Here is a 14,822-nt window from a genome sequence, read left to right as displayed (position 1 = left end):
CGCCCGGGCGACCGCGTCGGGACGCAGCAGCGCCGCGACCGGGGCGCGCAGCTCGTCGACCGCCAGGCCGGGCTGCTTGGCGCCCAGCCGCACGAGCGAGCGGAGCAGGCCCGCGGCGAGGAACAGAAGGGCCGCGCACGGCAGCCAGGGCAGCGGCACGGCCGCGAGATGGCGGTGCACCGCGGCGCGGCGGCGCGCGGCGTACGAGCGGTGCGGGTCGCCCGCGTCGTCGAGGCCGTCACCGTCGCGGTCGACGGGCTCACCGTCCTCGGCACGGAGGCCGAGGTACGTCGCCTGCGCGTGCCGGACGACGGCCGCGGGCACGACGACGACGCGGTGCCCCGCGAGGCGCGCGCGACGCGACAGGTCCTCGCCGTCGCCGAACGGGCCGAGCGCGGGGTCCGGGCCGTCGAGCTCGTCCCACACGTCGCGCCGCACGAGCGCGCCGACCAGGCCCACGCCCAGCACGTCCTCGCGCGCGTCGAGCTGACCCTGGTCGAGCTCGCCCGGGGCGACGTCGGTGAGCCGCCGCCCGGCCGGCGAGGTGCGGAGGCCGACCTCCAGCAGCCGCTCGGGGTCGGTCCACGTGCGCTGCTTGACGCCCGCGACCGCGACCGAGCGCGCGTGCCCGACGGCGCGCACGAGCTCGGCGAGCGCGTCGGGGGCCGGGGCGCTGTCGTCGTGCAGGAGCCACAGCCAGGTCGATGCCGGCCCGTCGGCGCGGACCTGCGGGTCCGCGAGGGCCGCGCGCACCGCGTGCCCGAAGGTCCGCGCGCCCGGGACGTGCACGGTGCGCAGCTGGGGCCGCGGCGAGCCGGTCTGCCGCGCGAAGGCGTCGTCCAGGGCGCCCCCGACCTCGAGGTCCGGGGCGACGTCGACCAGCAGCACCCGCGCCGGACGACGGGTCGACGCGGCGAGGGCCGCGAGCGCGTCGTCCAGGTAACGCGTCCGGCCCCGGGTCACGACGACCGCCGTCACCGGCGTCGTCACCGGGAGGGGTGCGGTGGTCGTGGGTGCGTCCACGGGCGGGAGGGTCTCGGTCATGCTCGGGCCATCCTGCCGTCCGGGGTCCGCGAACCCCTCGACCGACACGCGTCAGACGACCCGGCGCTTCAGCTTGCGGCGCTCACGCTCGGACAGGCCGCCCCAGATGCCGAACCGCTCGTCGTTGGCGAGCGCGTACTCGAGGCACTCCGACCGGACGTCGCACCCGGTGCAGACGCGCTTCGCCTCACGGGTCGAGCCGCCCTTCTCCGGGAAGAACGCCTCGGGGTCGGTCTGCGCGCAGAGTGCACGCTCCTGCCACCCCATCGGCCCGTCGTCCTCGGGCGCTCCGAAGAGCGACAGCACGTTCGACGCGGGTTCCGCCGGCTTCCGGGCGTCGCTCGGGAAGGTCTCGTCGTCGTCGTCGAGCAGGTTCCACATGGCGTGCCTCCGTGCGGGTCTTTCGTGCGGTTCGTTCAAGGCTCGGCAGAGCGGCTCCCGGAGGACGCCGCGTGGTGGTGCTCGCGCATGAATCTCTTCTCAGGAATTACACGCGTGTCGTTCGAGGGCGTCAAGCCGAGCCGTGGTAGTTGCCCGGATATGTCGGGGTGAACTTGTGGCACACGGGTGAAGACGGCGTGTCGCGCCTACGCTGAGGCCGTGCCAGGAGCCACCATCGCCGAACTTCTCGCCCTCGTCGCCCGGAATCCGGGCCGTCCCCGGCTCACGTGGTACGGCGACGGCGGCGAGCGCGTCGAGCTCTCGGGAGCCGTCCTCGAGAACTGGGTCAACAAGACCACGAACCTCCTCGTCGAGGAGTTCGACGCGGGCCCCGGGACGCGCGTCCTGCTCGACCTCCCCGGCCACTGGCGGACCGTCGTGTGGGCCCTCGCGGCCTGGCGCTGCGGTGCGACCGTCGCCGTGGCCGGCACCGGGAGCGACCTCGTCGTCACCGACCGTCCTGCCGACCACGCCGGCGGTGCCGCGCCCGTCGTGGCGGTCGCGCTCCCGGCCCTCGCCCGCCGCGTCGACGACCTCCCGCGCGGGGCCCTGGACGCGGCGTCCGCGGTGAGCACCTACGGCGACGCGCTCGGCTGGGTCCCCGCGGTCGACCCGTCGGCCACGGCCTGGGCGGCACGGGACTGGCAGGCGACCCACGCCGAGCTGGTCGCGCTCGCGACGTCCCGCGCCCCCGCCCCCGACGCGCGCCGCGTGCTGTGCGAGGCCCGCGACGCGACGGTGGCCCTCGACGCGGTCGCGGCGCTGGCCGCCGACGCGTCCCTCGTCCTCGCGTCGACCTCGGTCGCCGCCCGGCTGCGCGACGACGCCGACGCCCGTGCACGCCTCGTCGGGCCGGAACGCGTGGACGCCGACCTGCTCGACACCCTGCGGTCCACCCTGTCCTGACGGCGGCGACCCGGTGACCGTCCGTGGGATGACCGGGACGCTGCGCACCGCGCGACGTCGGCTCGGGGCCGCCGCGGCGCACCCCAGGGTCGCCGGCGCGCTCGAGCGACTCGGGGCCCACACCCTCGCGGACCGGGCCGACCGCCGCCGGTCCGCCGGGGAGATCGTCGCCGTCACCGTGCCCGCCGCGGCGACCGCGTGGCGCGCCCGCCGCATCAAGGCCCTGCGCCGGAACGGCACCGACCAGTGGGTCGAGGCGTTCCGCCAGGGCGGCTGGTGGGGCTACGAGCGGCCGCTGCCGGACGTCCTGCTGGCAGCGGTCCGCGAACGCCGGGGCGCCGTGGTCGACGTCGGCGCGAACACCGGCGTCTACTCGTTGGTCGCGGCCAGCGTTCCCGGCACGACCGTCCACGCGTTCGAGCCGTACGCGCCCGTGGCCGCGATGCTGCGCGAGAACCTCACGCTCAACTCCACCGGGAGGCGGGTGCACGTCGTCGAGGCCGCGGTCTCCGACGTCGAGGGACAGCTCGACCTGTACGTCCCGCCGGACGTGGGCCTGGTCGAGACGAGTTCCTCGACCGACCCCGGGTTCAAGGGCGGCGAGCTGCGTCGGGTCCAGGTCCGCGCCGTCACCCTCGACGGCTGGTGGGCGTCGGCCGGCCGGCCGCGGGTCGGCGTGGTGAAGGTCGACGTCGAGGGCGCCGAGGAGCGGACCCTGCGCGGCGCGCGCACGGTGCTGCGGGAGTGCAGGCCGTGGGTCGTGCTCGAGGTCCTGGGAGGCGCGCGGTTCGGCGAGCTCGAGACCGAGCGCGCGGCGGCCGGCTACGTCGACGTGCGCCTCAGCCCGTGGGAGGCCGTGGTCGGCGACCGCATCCGCTTCCACGAGCTCGCGTGGAACCACGCGTGGGTCCCCGCCGAGCGTGTCGAGGACGCCGTCCGCGTGCTGTCCGGCACCGGCCTCGTCGTCACGCGCCTCGACCGACCCCCGACCGGGGAGGCGGGCACCTGAGACGCCCGTGACCGGCGAGTAGGAGTTGCCGCTGGTGATGCGCCAGACTGTGTCCCCATGCGCGGAATCATCCTGGCCGGCGGCTCCGGCACCCGGCTGCACCCGATCACCCTGGGCGTCAGCAAGCAGCTGGTGCCGGTGTACGACAAGCCGATGATCTACTACCCGCTGTCGACGCTGATCCTCGCCGGCATCCGGGACGTCCTCGTCATCACGACCCCGCACGACGCCGAGCAGTTCCACCGGCTGCTGGGCGACGGCTCGCAGTTCGGCATCTCGATCAGCTACACCGTGCAGGCGGAGCCGAACGGGCTCGCGCAGGCGTTCGTCCTGGGTGCGGACTTCGTCGGCGACGACAGCGCCGCGCTCGTGCTGGGCGACAACATCTTCTACGGGCCCGGGCTCGGGTCGCGGCTGCAGCGCTTCGAGGACATCGACGGCGGCGCGGTGTTCGCGTACCGCGTCGCGGACCCCACGGCCTACGGCGTCGTCGAGTTCGACGCGGACAACCGTGCGCTCTCGCTCGAGGAGAAGCCCGCGCAGCCCAAGTCGTCGTACGCGGTACCGGGCCTCTACTTCTACGACAACGACGTCGTCGCGATCGCACGCGACCTGAAGCCGTCCGCGCGCGGCGAGTACGAGATCACCGACGTCAACCGCGAGTACCTGCGGCAGGGCCGCCTCCAGGTCGAGGTGCTGCCGCGCGGCACCGCCTGGCTCGACACCGGCACGTTCGACTCGCTCCTCGAGGCGTCCGACTACGTCCGGACCATCGAGCACCGGCAGGGCCTCAAGGTCGGCGCGCCCGAGGAGGTCGCGTGGCGTCGCGGGTTCCTCTCCGACGACGACCTGCGCGAGCGCGCCGAGAAGCTCGTGAAGTCGGGCTACGGGTCGTACCTGCTCGGCCTGCTCGCCCAATGACCGCCCCGGGAGCGCGCGTGCGCCGGCTGGTCGCGACGCACGCGACGCTCCTGCGGTTCATCGTGGTCGGCGGCGGCGCGGCGTTGCTGGAGCTCGGGACGTTCGAGCTCCTGGCGCGCGCCGGTCTGCCGGTCGTCGCGGCAAACGTCCTGAGCTTCGTCCTGGGGCTGCTGACGTCGTTCGCCGGGTACCGGTTGTGGACGTTCGCGGGCGAGCACACCACGCCCGTGACGGCGCAGCTCGGCGCCTACGTGGCACTCGCGCTCGTCAACGTCGCGGCGACGTCCGCGATCATCAGCGTGCTGGTCTCCGCCGGTCTCGTCCCGTGGGTCGCGAAGGCGATCTGCATGGCCCTCGTCGCGACGTGGAACTTCCTGCTGCTGAACCGCATCGTGTTCCGGCGCGCGTCGCCGTCCCCGACACGCACGACGCACTGACGCGCCGCGAGCTCAGGCGGTCGGGCGGTCCGCAGGCCGGCGCTCGCCGGGTGCCGGTCGGGTGATCACCGGCAGGTCCTGCGAGCGGACGCCCGCCGGTCCCTGCGTCCGGCCCACGACGAGCTCGTCGACCAGGATCTGCGGTCGCTTCTTCGCCTCGTCGAAGATCACACCGACGTACAGCCCGATCAGCCCCAGGGTCATGAGCTGGACGCCGGACAGGATCGCGACCAGCACCACCAGGGTCGCCCACCCCTCGGGGATGCCTGCGCCCGACAGCTTCATCACCAGGGCGACGAGCCCCGCGACGAGCCCCAGCAGGCTCACGACGGCACCGAGCACGATGCCCACGTGCAGCGGCGCCTTGCTGAACGACACGAGCCCCGACGCAGCCAGCGACAGGCTCCGCCCGAAGGAGTACTTGCTCCGCCCTGCGGCCCGAGCGGGCGCAGTGAACTCGAGCGTCTCGGTCGGGACGCCCAACCACGGGATGAGCCCCCGCAGGAACCGGTCGCTCTCGGGGATCTCCCGCGTGAGGATCCGCACGACGCGCGCCGACATCAGTCGGAAGTCGGCACCGCCCTCGACGATCGACACCTCGGACAGCCGGCGCATCACGCGGTAGAAGCCGCGGGACGCCGTCCGGCCCAGCACGCCCTGCTGGTGCGTCTTGGCGCGGACCGTCTGCACGACGTCGACGCCGGACTCGAACAGCTCGAGCATCCGCGGGATGAGCTCCGGCGGGTGCTGCAGGTCGCCGTCCATCGTGATGACCGCGTCGGCCGTCGTCTGCTCCATGCCCGCGACGAGCGACATCTGGTGGCCCGCGCGACGCAGCAGGAGCACGGCGCGCACGCGCTCGTCACGCGCGACGAACTGCCGCACGTGCTCCGACGTCCCGTCCGAGCTCGGGTCGACGACATAGACGACCGACCACTCGTACCGGTCGCCGACCGACTCGAGGACGTCGACGAGCACCGCGTGGAACTGGTCGATCCCCTCCGCCTCGTTGTACAGCGGCACGACCACGTCGAGGGTGCGCTTGTGCTGGTCCGTCATCGTCGTCAGATCCGATCGTCGAGTCGGCGGGCGCTGGTGACGTGCCCGAACTCCGGCACCGCCTCGGCGACGCGCGCGGCGATCTCCGCGACCGTCGGACCGTGCGCGCTGTCGCGTGCGGCGGCGACCCAGGCAGCCACGTCGAGCGCCGCGGGACGGGCGGGCGACGTCCGGACGAGGTCCACGCCGGGCAGCCAGGGCGTCGTGCGCTCGTCGGCGCCCGCGAACACCTCGGCCGCCTTCTCGCCCGCCGTGTCGCGCGCCGTGACGAGCACCCGGACGACCTCGTCGTCGCTCGACCCCACCGCGTCGTCGTCGGTCACACGGCGCGACGGTAGCTGCATCGCGGCCAGCATCCGGTCGAGCGCGTCCTCGAGCAGCGTCGACTCCACGACGCCCTCGGTGGGCACGACCACCGATCCCGGCTCAGCCGTCGCCGCGAGCAGGCAGATCTCACCCGCCTCGATCGGACGGACGAAGAACCGGCGTGTCTCCGCCGGGACGGGCAGCACCTGGCCGCGGGCCAGCCGGATGAGCCAGCTCTCGAGGAGGGAGCCGCTCGAGAACGCGACGTTCGCGAACCGCGTCGTGGTGGCGTGCGGCAGCTCGACCCGGACCGCCTCCTCCATCACACGCTTGCTCGCGCCCATGAGGCTCGAGGGGTCGGCGGCCTTGTCCGTCGAGACCATGAAGAGGCGTGCGTCGGCGTTCGCGTCCGCCACGGCGCGCAGGGTCCGCAGCGTCCCGTTGACGTTGACGTTGAGCATGTGCAGCGCCGAGACGGCGTCGCGCTCGGTGCGCACGTGCTTCGCGGCCGCGAACGCGAGGACCATGTCGAACGGACCGTCGTCGACGACCACGCGCTCGATCAGCGGCGTCGTGACGTCGACCAGTCGCGGCTCGAAGCGCGTGCCCGGCAGGATCGCCCCCTCGGAGCGCAGGTCGCGCACGAGCTCCGCGAGACCGTTCTCCCAGGTGTCCGCGACGACGACCAGCGCCGGGCGCCGCGCGAGCAGGAGCCGCAGCGTCTGGCCGCCGATGAACCCGGCGCCGCCGGTGACGAGGATGCGGGCGCCCCGCACCGCGTCGTCGACGTGCGCCGACCGCGCGTCCCACGCCTGGGCGAACGCGGAGACGTCGCGCGACGTGACGGCACGGGCGTGCGCGTCCAGGTCACGGGCCGGTGCTGACACTCAGTACTCCTCGGGGAGGTCGGCGGTCGCCCGCGCGTGCCGCGCGACGAGCGCAGCGAGGTCGGATGTGGTGACGGCCTCCGCGAGGCCGGACGTGGAGCGCCAGAGGTCGGCGGTACCGACGACCGTGCTCGCCGGGGCCGCCGCGAGGTCGTGGACACCCGCGGGCACACCCAGGAGGTCGAGCGCGCCGGCGACGGCGTCGCCCATCGCCACGCCCTCGCCCGAGGCCACGTTGAAGACGCCCACGGGGCGCAGGCGGACCGCGCGCTCGACGCTGCGCGCCACGAACGACGGCCGGACCCAGTCGCGCACCGTCGCGGCGGAGATCAGCTCGACCGGCGACCCCGCGCGCGCACGGGCGACCCGGGCGACGACGTCCGCGAGGGGCGTGCCGTCCTGCGGCGGCTCGGACGCGACGTTGAACACTCGCAGGACGGTCGCCCGCCCGGACGCGAGCGCGCACTGCGTGCCCTCGGCCTTCGTCACGCCGTAGGGGGACTCGGGGGCCGGCTCGGCGTCCTCCGCGCACAGGCCGCCCGGCTGCGCGGTGCCGTACTCGGCGGCCGATCCCAGCTGGACGAGGTGGCCGGACGTCTCGTCGACGACCGTCACCAACGCCGCGACGAGCTCGACGTTCAGCCGCCGCAGGGCCTCGGGCTCGCCGCGTCGCGCGCCCGCCGCGTTGACGACCACGGCACCGGGGCGCACGACGCCGCGCATCGCGTCGGGGCCACGTTCGAGCACGTCGCGCGCCGGCACCGCGACGACGTCGCCGAGCAGGTCGGCGACCACCGTGCCGAGGTGACCGCTCGCGCCGACGAGGACGGTCGTCACAGGACCCCGCGCTCGATCATGTCGTGCGCGGCCTCGAGGTCCTCGACACGGCCCAGGTCCATCCACAGGTCGTCGGTGCGCCGGCACAGCACGGTCCGGCCGTCGGCGACCAGGCCGAGCAGGAAGTCGGGCATGTCCACGCGGCCGGCCGGGAGGCGACGCAGCGCGCGGCCCCGCAGCAGGTTGATGCCGGTACTCAGCAGGTTGCGCGTCGTCGGCTTCTCGTGGATGTCGACCAGCGTGCCGTCGTCGGCGGCCACGACGACCCCGTAGTCGATCGTGACCGCCCGCTCCACGCAGACCATCGCGGCGTCCGCACCCGAGCTCTCGAACCAGTCGAGCAGGTCTCCCATGTCGAGCGACGTCAGCGTGTCGCCGTTCACCACGAGGACCACGTCGTCGTCGGCGACGTCGAACGGGATGAGGGCGAGCGCGCCTGCGGTGCCGAGCGGGGACTCCTCCCGCGTGTACTCGACCCGCATCCCGCGCGACGCACCGTCCCCGATGACGGCCTCGACGAGATGCCCGAGGTAGCCCACGCTGATGACGACGTCCTCGAGGCCGGCCGCGGCGAACCCGCGCAGCACCCGCTCGAGGATGGACTCGGTCCCGAGGGGGATCAGCGGCTTGGGCAGCACCGAGGTGTAGGGCCGGAGCCGCGTCCCCGTGCCCCCCGCCAGCACGAAGCCGAACCGATGAGGGGCCGCGGCCGGTGCACCGTCCGCACGAGCCGGATCGGTCACGAGATCGGTCCTTCCACTCACCCTGCGCTCCTGTCGGCCACGGCCCCGGCGGCCGTGAGACGGCGACCAAGGTACCAGCCGGGTCGCCGCTCCCCGGCGCTCCGCGGCCGCAAGGGAACGGGTTCGGCGCACCCCGCTGGGGTACCCTGGTCCGTCGCCGCGTCGCGACGCGGGAGACGCCGGCGCACGCACGCGCCGCACCGCGTGCGAGGAACCCGTGGCGCCACGAAGCCCGTCTGGAGGCGTCCTTGGCTGCGGGAGAACCCACCGGACCCGAGCGAGCGCACGCCGCCGAGGCCGAGCCCGACGCGACGCCCTCGCCCGCGAGACCGACGTCCGGGCCGTGGTCGCGCGGACGGACCCTGCTGCTCCTCGGCGTCGGCCTGCTGCTGTCGGTCGGTACGTTCCTGTCGGTCGTGACCGGCCCGGACTACGGCTGGCACGGCGCCCGCGACCTCGAGCTGCGGGAGAGCTACCGGACGTACCAGGAGACCGGCGTCCTGCTCGCGAAGGAGACTGGGACCGGGTCCTGGTACACGCAGATCCCCGGCGCGGGCGAGTACAGCCCCGCCACGTGGGACGAGGACCCCGGCGCGTACCTCGTCGCCGCGCTCATGTCGCACGTGACCGGCTCGGAGTCCCCCTACCCCGGCCTGCGCCTCGCGGTCGCGGGCCTCGTCGCACTGCCGCTGCTGATCCTGCCGCTGGGCGTGGCGCGCGTGCTGGGCCGCCCGCGCGCGGGCCTCGCGCTCATCGCGCTGCCCGGGGTGGTGTACCTGCTCAACCGGGGCACGCCGCTGGTGGGCACGGAGTACGGACTCTCGGACGCCGGGTCGCCCACGCCGGTCTACGCGTTGTACGGCATCGGTGCGTCGCTCGTCTTCCTGTCGCTCACGCTGCTGCTCACGCTCAGCACGGTGCGGATGCGCACGAGCGTGCTGGTCGGGGTGAGCGTCGTGCTCGCGCTGCTCAGCGGCGTGAGCAACCTCGCGCGGTCGATGTCCGGGATGGGGACCGCCCTCGGCATCGGCATCCTGTGGTGGCTGCACAGCTCGGGCCGTGCGCGCTGGTGGCGGGCCGCTGCCGCGGCGGCGGTGGCGGTCGCGATCGCTGCGCTCGTGCCGATCGGGGCGATGCGGTCGATCGACGCCGACCGTGCCGAGCTCACGGGCATGCCCGTGAACGAGCTGCCGACCGCGCACGCGCTCTGGCACTCCATGTACCTCGGGCTCTCGTACCCCACGCCGGTCAACGGTGAGCCGTCCCCGTTCGGCATCCCCTGGTCCGACGAGTACGGCTGGCAGGTCGCACGGGCCGTCGACCCGGACGTGCTCATCGGCAGCGTCGAGTTCGACGAGATCATGCGCGGCGAGTACGAGGAGATCGTCCGCAAGCACCCCACGACGGCGGTCCGGCTCTACCTCGAGAAGGGCGCGTTCGTCGTGTGGCACTTCGCGGCGATGATCGCGTTCGCTGCCGTGGGCATCGGCATCGCCCTGTGGCGCCGGGGTCCCCACCGGGCTCGCCTCGTCGCGGTGCTGCTGATCGCCGCACCGACGCTCGCGATCGGGCTCGCGCCGCCCGTGCTCGTGATGCCCCTGCTGTACTACTTCTCGGAGCTCGCCGCGGGGCTGGGCCTGCTCACGGCGGTCGCGCTCGGCGGCCTGGTCTGGTTCGTCACGACGACTGCACCCGCGCAACGCATGGCCGACCGCCTGCGTCCGCGTCGACGCGACGGCGCAGACGTCGAGCCGGCAGTCCCGGACCACGAGGGTGTTCCCGGCTGACCCGTCCGGCCGTCGCGAAACGTCCACCCGTGCGGTCGCGTCACGCCCGTGCCACGGTGGGCGCGTCCGCGCAGGCGGGACCTCACACGTGTCGCGCGAGGTCCCGCCTCAACGGGTCAGCACTCCTGGGTACGGCCCGACGCCGCGGATGCGAGCACGGTCTGGGCGACGCGCACGGTGTCACGGCCCTCGTCCATCGCGATGATGTCGTTCCCGACGCCCAGCACGGCGTCGCGGAACGCCTCGTGCTCGACGAGGAGAGGCTCGCGCTTCTCGAGGGCGAACCGCTGCGAGCCGCCTTCCGTCACACCGCGGAAGCCGACCAGGGAGTCCCACGTCGTCTCGACAGTGCCGTTCGCGTGGAACGTCAGGTCGGCGGTGACGGTGTCGGCCACGAAGGTGCCGCGCTCTCCCGAGACCGTCGTGGTCCGCTCCTTGAAAGGCGACAGCCAGTTGACGAGGTGGTTCGTGACCAGCCCGTTCTCGAGCAGGCCGACGAACGCCACCAGGTCCTCGTGGCTGCGGCCGCTCTTGTGGGCGACGTGCGCCGCGACCGTCGAGTAGCGCGACCGCGCGACCCACGCCGTGAGGTCGATGTCGTGCGTCGCCAGGTCCATCACGACACCGACGTCCGCGATGCGGCTCGGGAACGGGCCCTGGCGTCGCGTCGTGATCTGGTAGACCTCGCCGAGGTCGCCCGACTCGATGCGCGCCCGCAGGCTGCGCAGCGCCGGGTTGTACCGCTCGATGTGCCCGACGGCCCCCACGAGACCACGCCCGGCGAACGCCTTGGCGAGCCGCGTCGCCGCGTCGGCGTCGGTGGCGAGCGGCTTCTCGATCATCGTGTGGATGCCGGCGTCGGCGAGCGTGAGCCCGATCGCCTCGTGGTACACCGTCGGCGCCGCCACGACCGCGTAGTCGACGCGCGCGTCGACCAGCGACTGCACCGAGTCGCCGACCGCCAGGTCGCGCGCGACGCCGTGCGGGTCACCACCCGGGTCGGCGACCGCGACCAGCTCGACGCCGTCGATCGACCGCAGAACCCGGGCGTGGTGGCGCCCCATCATCCCGAGGCCGATGAGGCCCGCGCGCAGCGCCGCCACGTCAGGCACCCGCCTTCGCGACCGCGTTCACACCCGCGACGACGCGCTCGAGGTCCTCGTCCGACAGTGCCGGATGGACGGGCAGCGACAGCACCTGCTGCGACGCGCGGCGCGTCTCGGGCAGGTCGATCGTCAGGCCGAACGACGGGAGCTCGTGGTTCGGGACCGGGTAGTACACGCCCGAACCCACGCCGTGCTCCGAGAGCAGCGCGGCGGCGAAGCCGTCACGGTCCTGCTCGACGCGGATCGTGTACTGGTGCCACACGTGCTCCGCACCGTCGACGACGACCGGCACGCCCACACCCTCGAGGTGCTCCGACAGGAAGCGTGCGTTGCGGCGTCGCGTCTCGGTCCAGGCATCGACCTTCCCGAGCTGCACCCGGCCGATGGCCGCGTGCAGGTCGGTCATGCGCGCGTTGAAGCCGACGACCTCGTTCTCGTACCGGCGCTCCATGCCCTGGTTGCGCAGCAGCTGGACGGCGCGAATGAGCTCGGGCGACGCGCACGAGACCATCCCGCCCTCGCCGGACGTCATGTTCTTCGTCGGGTAGAGGCTGAACATCGCGAACGAGCCGAACGTGCCGACACGGCGCCCCTGCCAGCGCGCGCCGTGCGCCTGCGCGGCGTCCTCGAAGAGCTGGACGCCATGCCGCTCCGCCAGCGCGCCGAGCGCCGTCACGTCGGCCGGGTGCCCGTACAGGTGGACGGGCATGATGCCCTTCGTGCGGCTCGTGACGACCGACTCGACGTGCTGCGGGTCCAGGCAGTAGGTCACGGGATCGATGTCCGCGAACACCGGCGTCGCGCCGGTGAGGGCCACCGAGTTCGCCGTCGCCGCGAAGGTGAACGACGGCACGATCACCTCGTCACCCGGACCGATGCCGGCGGCGAGGAGACCGAGGTGCAGACCTGCTGTCCCGGAGCTCACCGCCACGCAGTCGCGACCGTCGACGAGCGCGTCCGCGAACTCACGCTCGAACGCCGCCACCTCCGGCCCCTGCGCGATCATCCCGCTGCGCATGACGCGGTCGACCGCGGCGCGCTCGTCGTCCCCGATCAGCGGCTTCGCCGCGGGAATCGTGGCACCCATTGCATGTCCTTCCGTTGCGGGCCGACCGACGCCGGCCCTCATGGTCGCCGCCCGTCGATCGGCGGCATTGCGTCTCAGTCGGCCGCGGCGGCCGGCGCGCCGACCATCAGCTCGAGGGTGTCGACGACGACACCGCTCGGTCGGTACTCGTCGAGGCGCGACGCCGACCGGTACTGCTCGTGGTGAGCGAGGAAGTCGCGCAGCACGTCCACGTCGTACCGGGTCAGCACCATCTGGGTGCCCTCGCCGACATGGCGCTCCGTGTGCGTGCGGTGCACCGCGCACGGGATGCCCATGAAGTTGGTCTCCTCCTGGACGCCGCCGCTGTCGGTGACCACGAACTCGGCGTGCGCGAGCACGGGCTGGAACCGGATGTAGCTCAGCTTGTCCGCGAGCAGGAACCGGGTGCCGTCGAACAGGTCGCGCAGACCGTACGCGTCGATGCGCTCACGCTCGGACGCACCAGTCAGGCAGACGATCGGCACCTCGTCCGTGGCGGCGTCGCGCAGCACCTCGAGCGAGCGTCGGTACACGTCCTCCTGACGCACCAGCTCGAACCGGTGCAGCGTCACCAGGCCGTACCGCTCGGGCAGCGGGATCGATGCCTCGGCCGGCTTGCTGAGGGCCATCCGCATCGAGTCGAGCACCGTGTTCGCGCCGGTTGTCACGACCGCGCCCCTGCGGCGGCGAAGGTTGCGCGCCTCGTTCGCGGTCGGGGCGAAGTGCACGTCGGCGAGGTGCGCGACCGCACGCCGGTTCAGCTCCTCCGGCAGCGGGTTGAAGATGTTGCCGCTGCGCATGCCGGCCTCGACGTGGGCGACGCGCGCGCCGAGCACCTTCCCGACGAGCGAGCCGACGACCGCGGTAAACGTGTCACCGTGCACCAGCACGACCGGCGCGGTGCGGTCGGAGAACAGCCGACGTCGCAGCGCGGCCCGCCGACGCAGCACCGTCGTGGCGACGCGCAGCACCCAGCCCGGTACCTCCGCGGGCCGGGAGAGGTTCGCGGCGCCCTCGCGCGGCACCAGCCACTCCGCGATGTCCGGCAGCCCGAGGTCGGCGAGCGACGGCTCCAGCTCCTCGACGTGCTGCGCGGTGTACCAGATCTCCGCGGCGTGCCCCCGGTCCTGCAGCTCGTGGTAGACGGGAGCCATCTTGATGAGCTCGGCGGTCGTCCCGACGATGATCGCGAACACTGGTTGCCCTTCACCCGACGCACGCCTCGGCCCGGCGCGCGCCCCACAATAACGGAGCGACCGGGTCCGACAGGCCACCCGCGGACCCTCCTCGGTACCGCTCCCGGGCCGCCCACTCGCCGGACCTCCTCCCGTAGCCTTGCGCGCGTGACCAACGTCCCCACCTCCCCCACCGTCGACCCCCTCGCGCGCCTGAGCGTCGTGATCCCCGTCTTCAACGAGGAGTCGTGGGTGGACCGCTGCCTCGACGCGCTGCTGCGTTCAGCGCGGGCCGCCGACATCGCGCTCGACGTCGTGGTCGTCGACGACGGCAGCACGGACAGCACGCCCGAGGTGCTCCGCGAGCGGGAGGCGCGTGGGGAGGTCCGCGTCGTCACGCAGCCCAACTCGGGTCGGCTCGCGGCACGCCTCGCGGGCGTCCGCGCCGCCCGCGAGGAGAGCGTGCTGCTGCTCGACAGCCGGGTGATCGTCGAGGAGCCCTCGCTCACGTGGGTGCGGGCCGCGACGCGCGAGGACCCGCAGCGTCGCGTCTGGGTCGGCCACGTGGACGTCGAGACGGCGGGCAACCCGTACGCCGCGTTCTGGGCAGGGCTCGTCAAGATCGGCTGGCGGCGGTACACCGCCGACCCGCGCCTGCTGTCGTTCGGGTCGGAGGACTTCGACCTCTACCCCAAGGGCACCGGCTGCCTGGTGGCCCCCCGGCAGCTCCTGCTCGACGCGATGTCGCGCTTCGCGTCGCTGTACGACGACGACTCCTTGTCGAGCGACGACACCCGCATGCTGCGCGACGTCGCCGAGCACGAGCGGATGTGGCTCGCCCCCCAGTTCGCCTTCCGCTACCACGGTCGGGCGGGGATGCGCGGGTTCGTGCGCCAGTCGTACTTCCGCGGCACGACCTTCGTCGACGGCTACGTCGGCCGGCCCGGGCCTCTGCGGTGGGCGCTCCTCGGCGGCGTGGCCGCCGCGGGGGCGGGCGCGTACGTGCTGCTGCGGCACCCGCGGGTCGGGCTCGCGGGCGTCGTCGCCGTCGCGGCGGCGGGTGCCGCGGGCGGGCGC

At 73.6% G+C, this 14,822-nt stretch carries 15 protein-coding genes; 6 read left to right on the top strand and 9 right to left on the bottom strand.

Annotation, left to right across the window (positions count from 1 at the left end; genetic code table 11):
* Window positions 1-1,044: glycosyltransferase family 2 protein (locus tag CTKZ_RS13040; RefSeq protein WP_148090492.1), on the bottom strand; the 1,044-nt coding region annotated here is incomplete at its 3' end.
* A gap of 51 nt (window positions 1,045-1,095) precedes the next feature.
* Window positions 1,096-1,425 (bottom strand): WhiB family transcriptional regulator, encoded by a 330-nt coding sequence (locus tag CTKZ_RS13035; RefSeq protein ID WP_124343353.1) that lies wholly within the window; start codon window positions 1,423-1,425, stop codon window positions 1,096-1,098.
* A 219-nt stretch (window positions 1,426-1,644) separates the two neighbouring features.
* Between CTKZ_RS13035 and CTKZ_RS13030 the strand changes: the two genes are divergently transcribed.
* The 4 genes from CTKZ_RS13030 to CTKZ_RS13015 are packed head-to-tail and all read left to right on the top strand — an operon-like array spanning window position 1,645 to window position 4,758.
* A complete protein-coding gene (locus CTKZ_RS13030) occupies window positions 1,645-2,391 on the top strand; it encodes a TIGR03089 family protein (protein WP_235843472.1) in 747 nt (248 codons plus the stop codon).
* A 28-nt stretch (window positions 2,392-2,419) separates the two neighbouring features.
* Complete coding sequence (locus CTKZ_RS13025) at window positions 2,420-3,400, top strand: FkbM family methyltransferase (RefSeq protein WP_124343351.1); 981 nt, start codon at window positions 2,420-2,422, stop codon at window positions 3,398-3,400.
* 57 nt (window positions 3,401-3,457) lie between these two features.
* The gene (gene rfbA, locus CTKZ_RS13020; protein WP_124343350.1) at window positions 3,458-4,321 is read left to right on the top strand and encodes a glucose-1-phosphate thymidylyltransferase RfbA; all 864 of its coding nucleotides are present in this window, start codon (window positions 3,458-3,460) and stop codon (window positions 4,319-4,321) included.
* Window positions 4,318-4,758 (top strand): GtrA family protein, encoded by a 441-nt coding sequence (locus CTKZ_RS13015; protein ID WP_124343349.1) that lies wholly within the window; start codon window positions 4,318-4,320, stop codon window positions 4,756-4,758. The genes rfbA and CTKZ_RS13015 overlap by 4 nt, the downstream gene beginning before the upstream one ends.
* A 12-nt stretch (window positions 4,759-4,770) precedes the next feature.
* On the opposite strand, the gene CTKZ_RS13010 is transcribed toward CTKZ_RS13015, so the two are convergent.
* The 4 genes from CTKZ_RS13010 to CTKZ_RS12995 are packed head-to-tail and all read right to left on the bottom strand — an operon-like array spanning window position 4,771 to window position 8,590.
* Entirely contained in the window at window positions 4,771-5,817 is a 1,047-nt protein-coding gene (locus CTKZ_RS13010) for a glycosyltransferase family 2 protein (protein WP_124343348.1), read from the bottom strand.
* 5 nt (window positions 5,818-5,822) lie between these two features.
* The gene (locus CTKZ_RS13005; RefSeq protein WP_124343347.1) at window positions 5,823-7,010 is read right to left on the bottom strand and encodes a polysaccharide biosynthesis protein; all 1,188 of its coding nucleotides are present in this window, start codon (window positions 7,008-7,010) and stop codon (window positions 5,823-5,825) included.
* Window positions 7,011-7,847 (bottom strand): NAD-dependent epimerase/dehydratase family protein, encoded by an 837-nt coding sequence (locus tag CTKZ_RS13000; protein ID WP_124343346.1) that lies wholly within the window; start codon window positions 7,845-7,847, stop codon window positions 7,011-7,013.
* A complete protein-coding gene (locus CTKZ_RS12995; RefSeq protein ID WP_160142900.1) occupies window positions 7,844-8,590 on the bottom strand; it encodes a sugar phosphate nucleotidyltransferase in 747 nt (248 codons plus the stop codon). The genes CTKZ_RS13000 and CTKZ_RS12995 overlap by 4 nt, the downstream gene beginning before the upstream one ends.
* Window positions 8,591-8,838: 248 nt before the next feature.
* Between CTKZ_RS12995 and CTKZ_RS12990 the strand changes: the two genes are divergently transcribed.
* A complete protein-coding gene (locus CTKZ_RS12990) occupies window positions 8,839-10,377 on the top strand; it encodes a hypothetical protein (RefSeq protein ID WP_124343344.1) in 1,539 nt (512 codons plus the stop codon).
* 116 nt (window positions 10,378-10,493) lie between these two features.
* On the opposite strand, the gene CTKZ_RS12985 is transcribed toward CTKZ_RS12990, so the two are convergent.
* From CTKZ_RS12985 to CTKZ_RS12975, 3 genes are all read right to left on the bottom strand, one after another.
* Complete coding sequence (locus CTKZ_RS12985; RefSeq protein ID WP_124343354.1) at window positions 10,494-11,480, bottom strand: Gfo/Idh/MocA family protein; 987 nt, start codon at window positions 11,478-11,480, stop codon at window positions 10,494-10,496.
* Window position 11,481: 1 nt separating this feature from the next.
* The gene (locus CTKZ_RS12980) at window positions 11,482-12,570 is read right to left on the bottom strand and encodes a DegT/DnrJ/EryC1/StrS family aminotransferase (RefSeq protein WP_124343343.1); all 1,089 of its coding nucleotides are present in this window, start codon (window positions 12,568-12,570) and stop codon (window positions 11,482-11,484) included.
* 74 nt (window positions 12,571-12,644) lie between these two features.
* Window positions 12,645-13,766, bottom strand: a complete 1,122-nt coding sequence (locus CTKZ_RS12975; RefSeq protein ID WP_124343342.1) for a UDP-N-acetylglucosamine 2-epimerase — start codon at window positions 13,764-13,766, stop codon at window positions 12,645-12,647.
* 147 nt (window positions 13,767-13,913) lie between these two features.
* Between CTKZ_RS12975 and CTKZ_RS12970 the strand changes: the two genes are divergently transcribed.
* A partial coding sequence (locus CTKZ_RS12970) for a glycosyltransferase family 2 protein (protein ID WP_160142899.1) occupies window positions 13,914-14,822 on the top strand: 909 nt, incomplete at its 3' end.

The sequence above is a fragment of the Cellulomonas algicola genome (assembly GCF_003851725.1).
GTDB lineage: Bacteria > Actinomycetota > Actinomycetes > Actinomycetales > Cellulomonadaceae > Cellulomonas > Cellulomonas algicola.
Note: the sequence above shows the minus strand (reverse complement) of the source record. Positions and strands in the feature narration are given on the sequence as shown.

What these genes read in the sequence shown, in the direction of transcription:
- CTKZ_RS13035 (WP_124343353.1), bottom strand. Translation starts at nt 1,425, where the DNA reads ATGTGGAACCTGCTCGACGACGACGACGAGACCTTCCCGAGCGACGCC.
- CTKZ_RS13025 (WP_124343351.1), top strand. Translation starts at nt 2,420, where the DNA reads ATGACCGGGACGCTGCGCACCGCGCGACGTCGGCTCGGGGCCGCCGCG.
- rfbA (WP_124343350.1), top strand. Translation starts at nt 3,458, where the DNA reads ATGCGCGGAATCATCCTGGCCGGCGGCTCCGGCACCCGGCTGCACCCG.
- CTKZ_RS13015 (WP_124343349.1), top strand. Translation starts at nt 4,318, where the DNA reads ATGACCGCCCCGGGAGCGCGCGTGCGCCGGCTGGTCGCGACGCACGCG.
- CTKZ_RS13010 (WP_124343348.1), bottom strand. Translation starts at nt 5,817, where the DNA reads ATGACGGACCAGCACAAGCGCACCCTCGACGTGGTCGTGCCGCTGTAC.
- CTKZ_RS12980 (WP_124343343.1), bottom strand. Translation starts at nt 12,570, where the DNA reads ATGGGTGCCACGATTCCCGCGGCGAAGCCGCTGATCGGGGACGACGAG.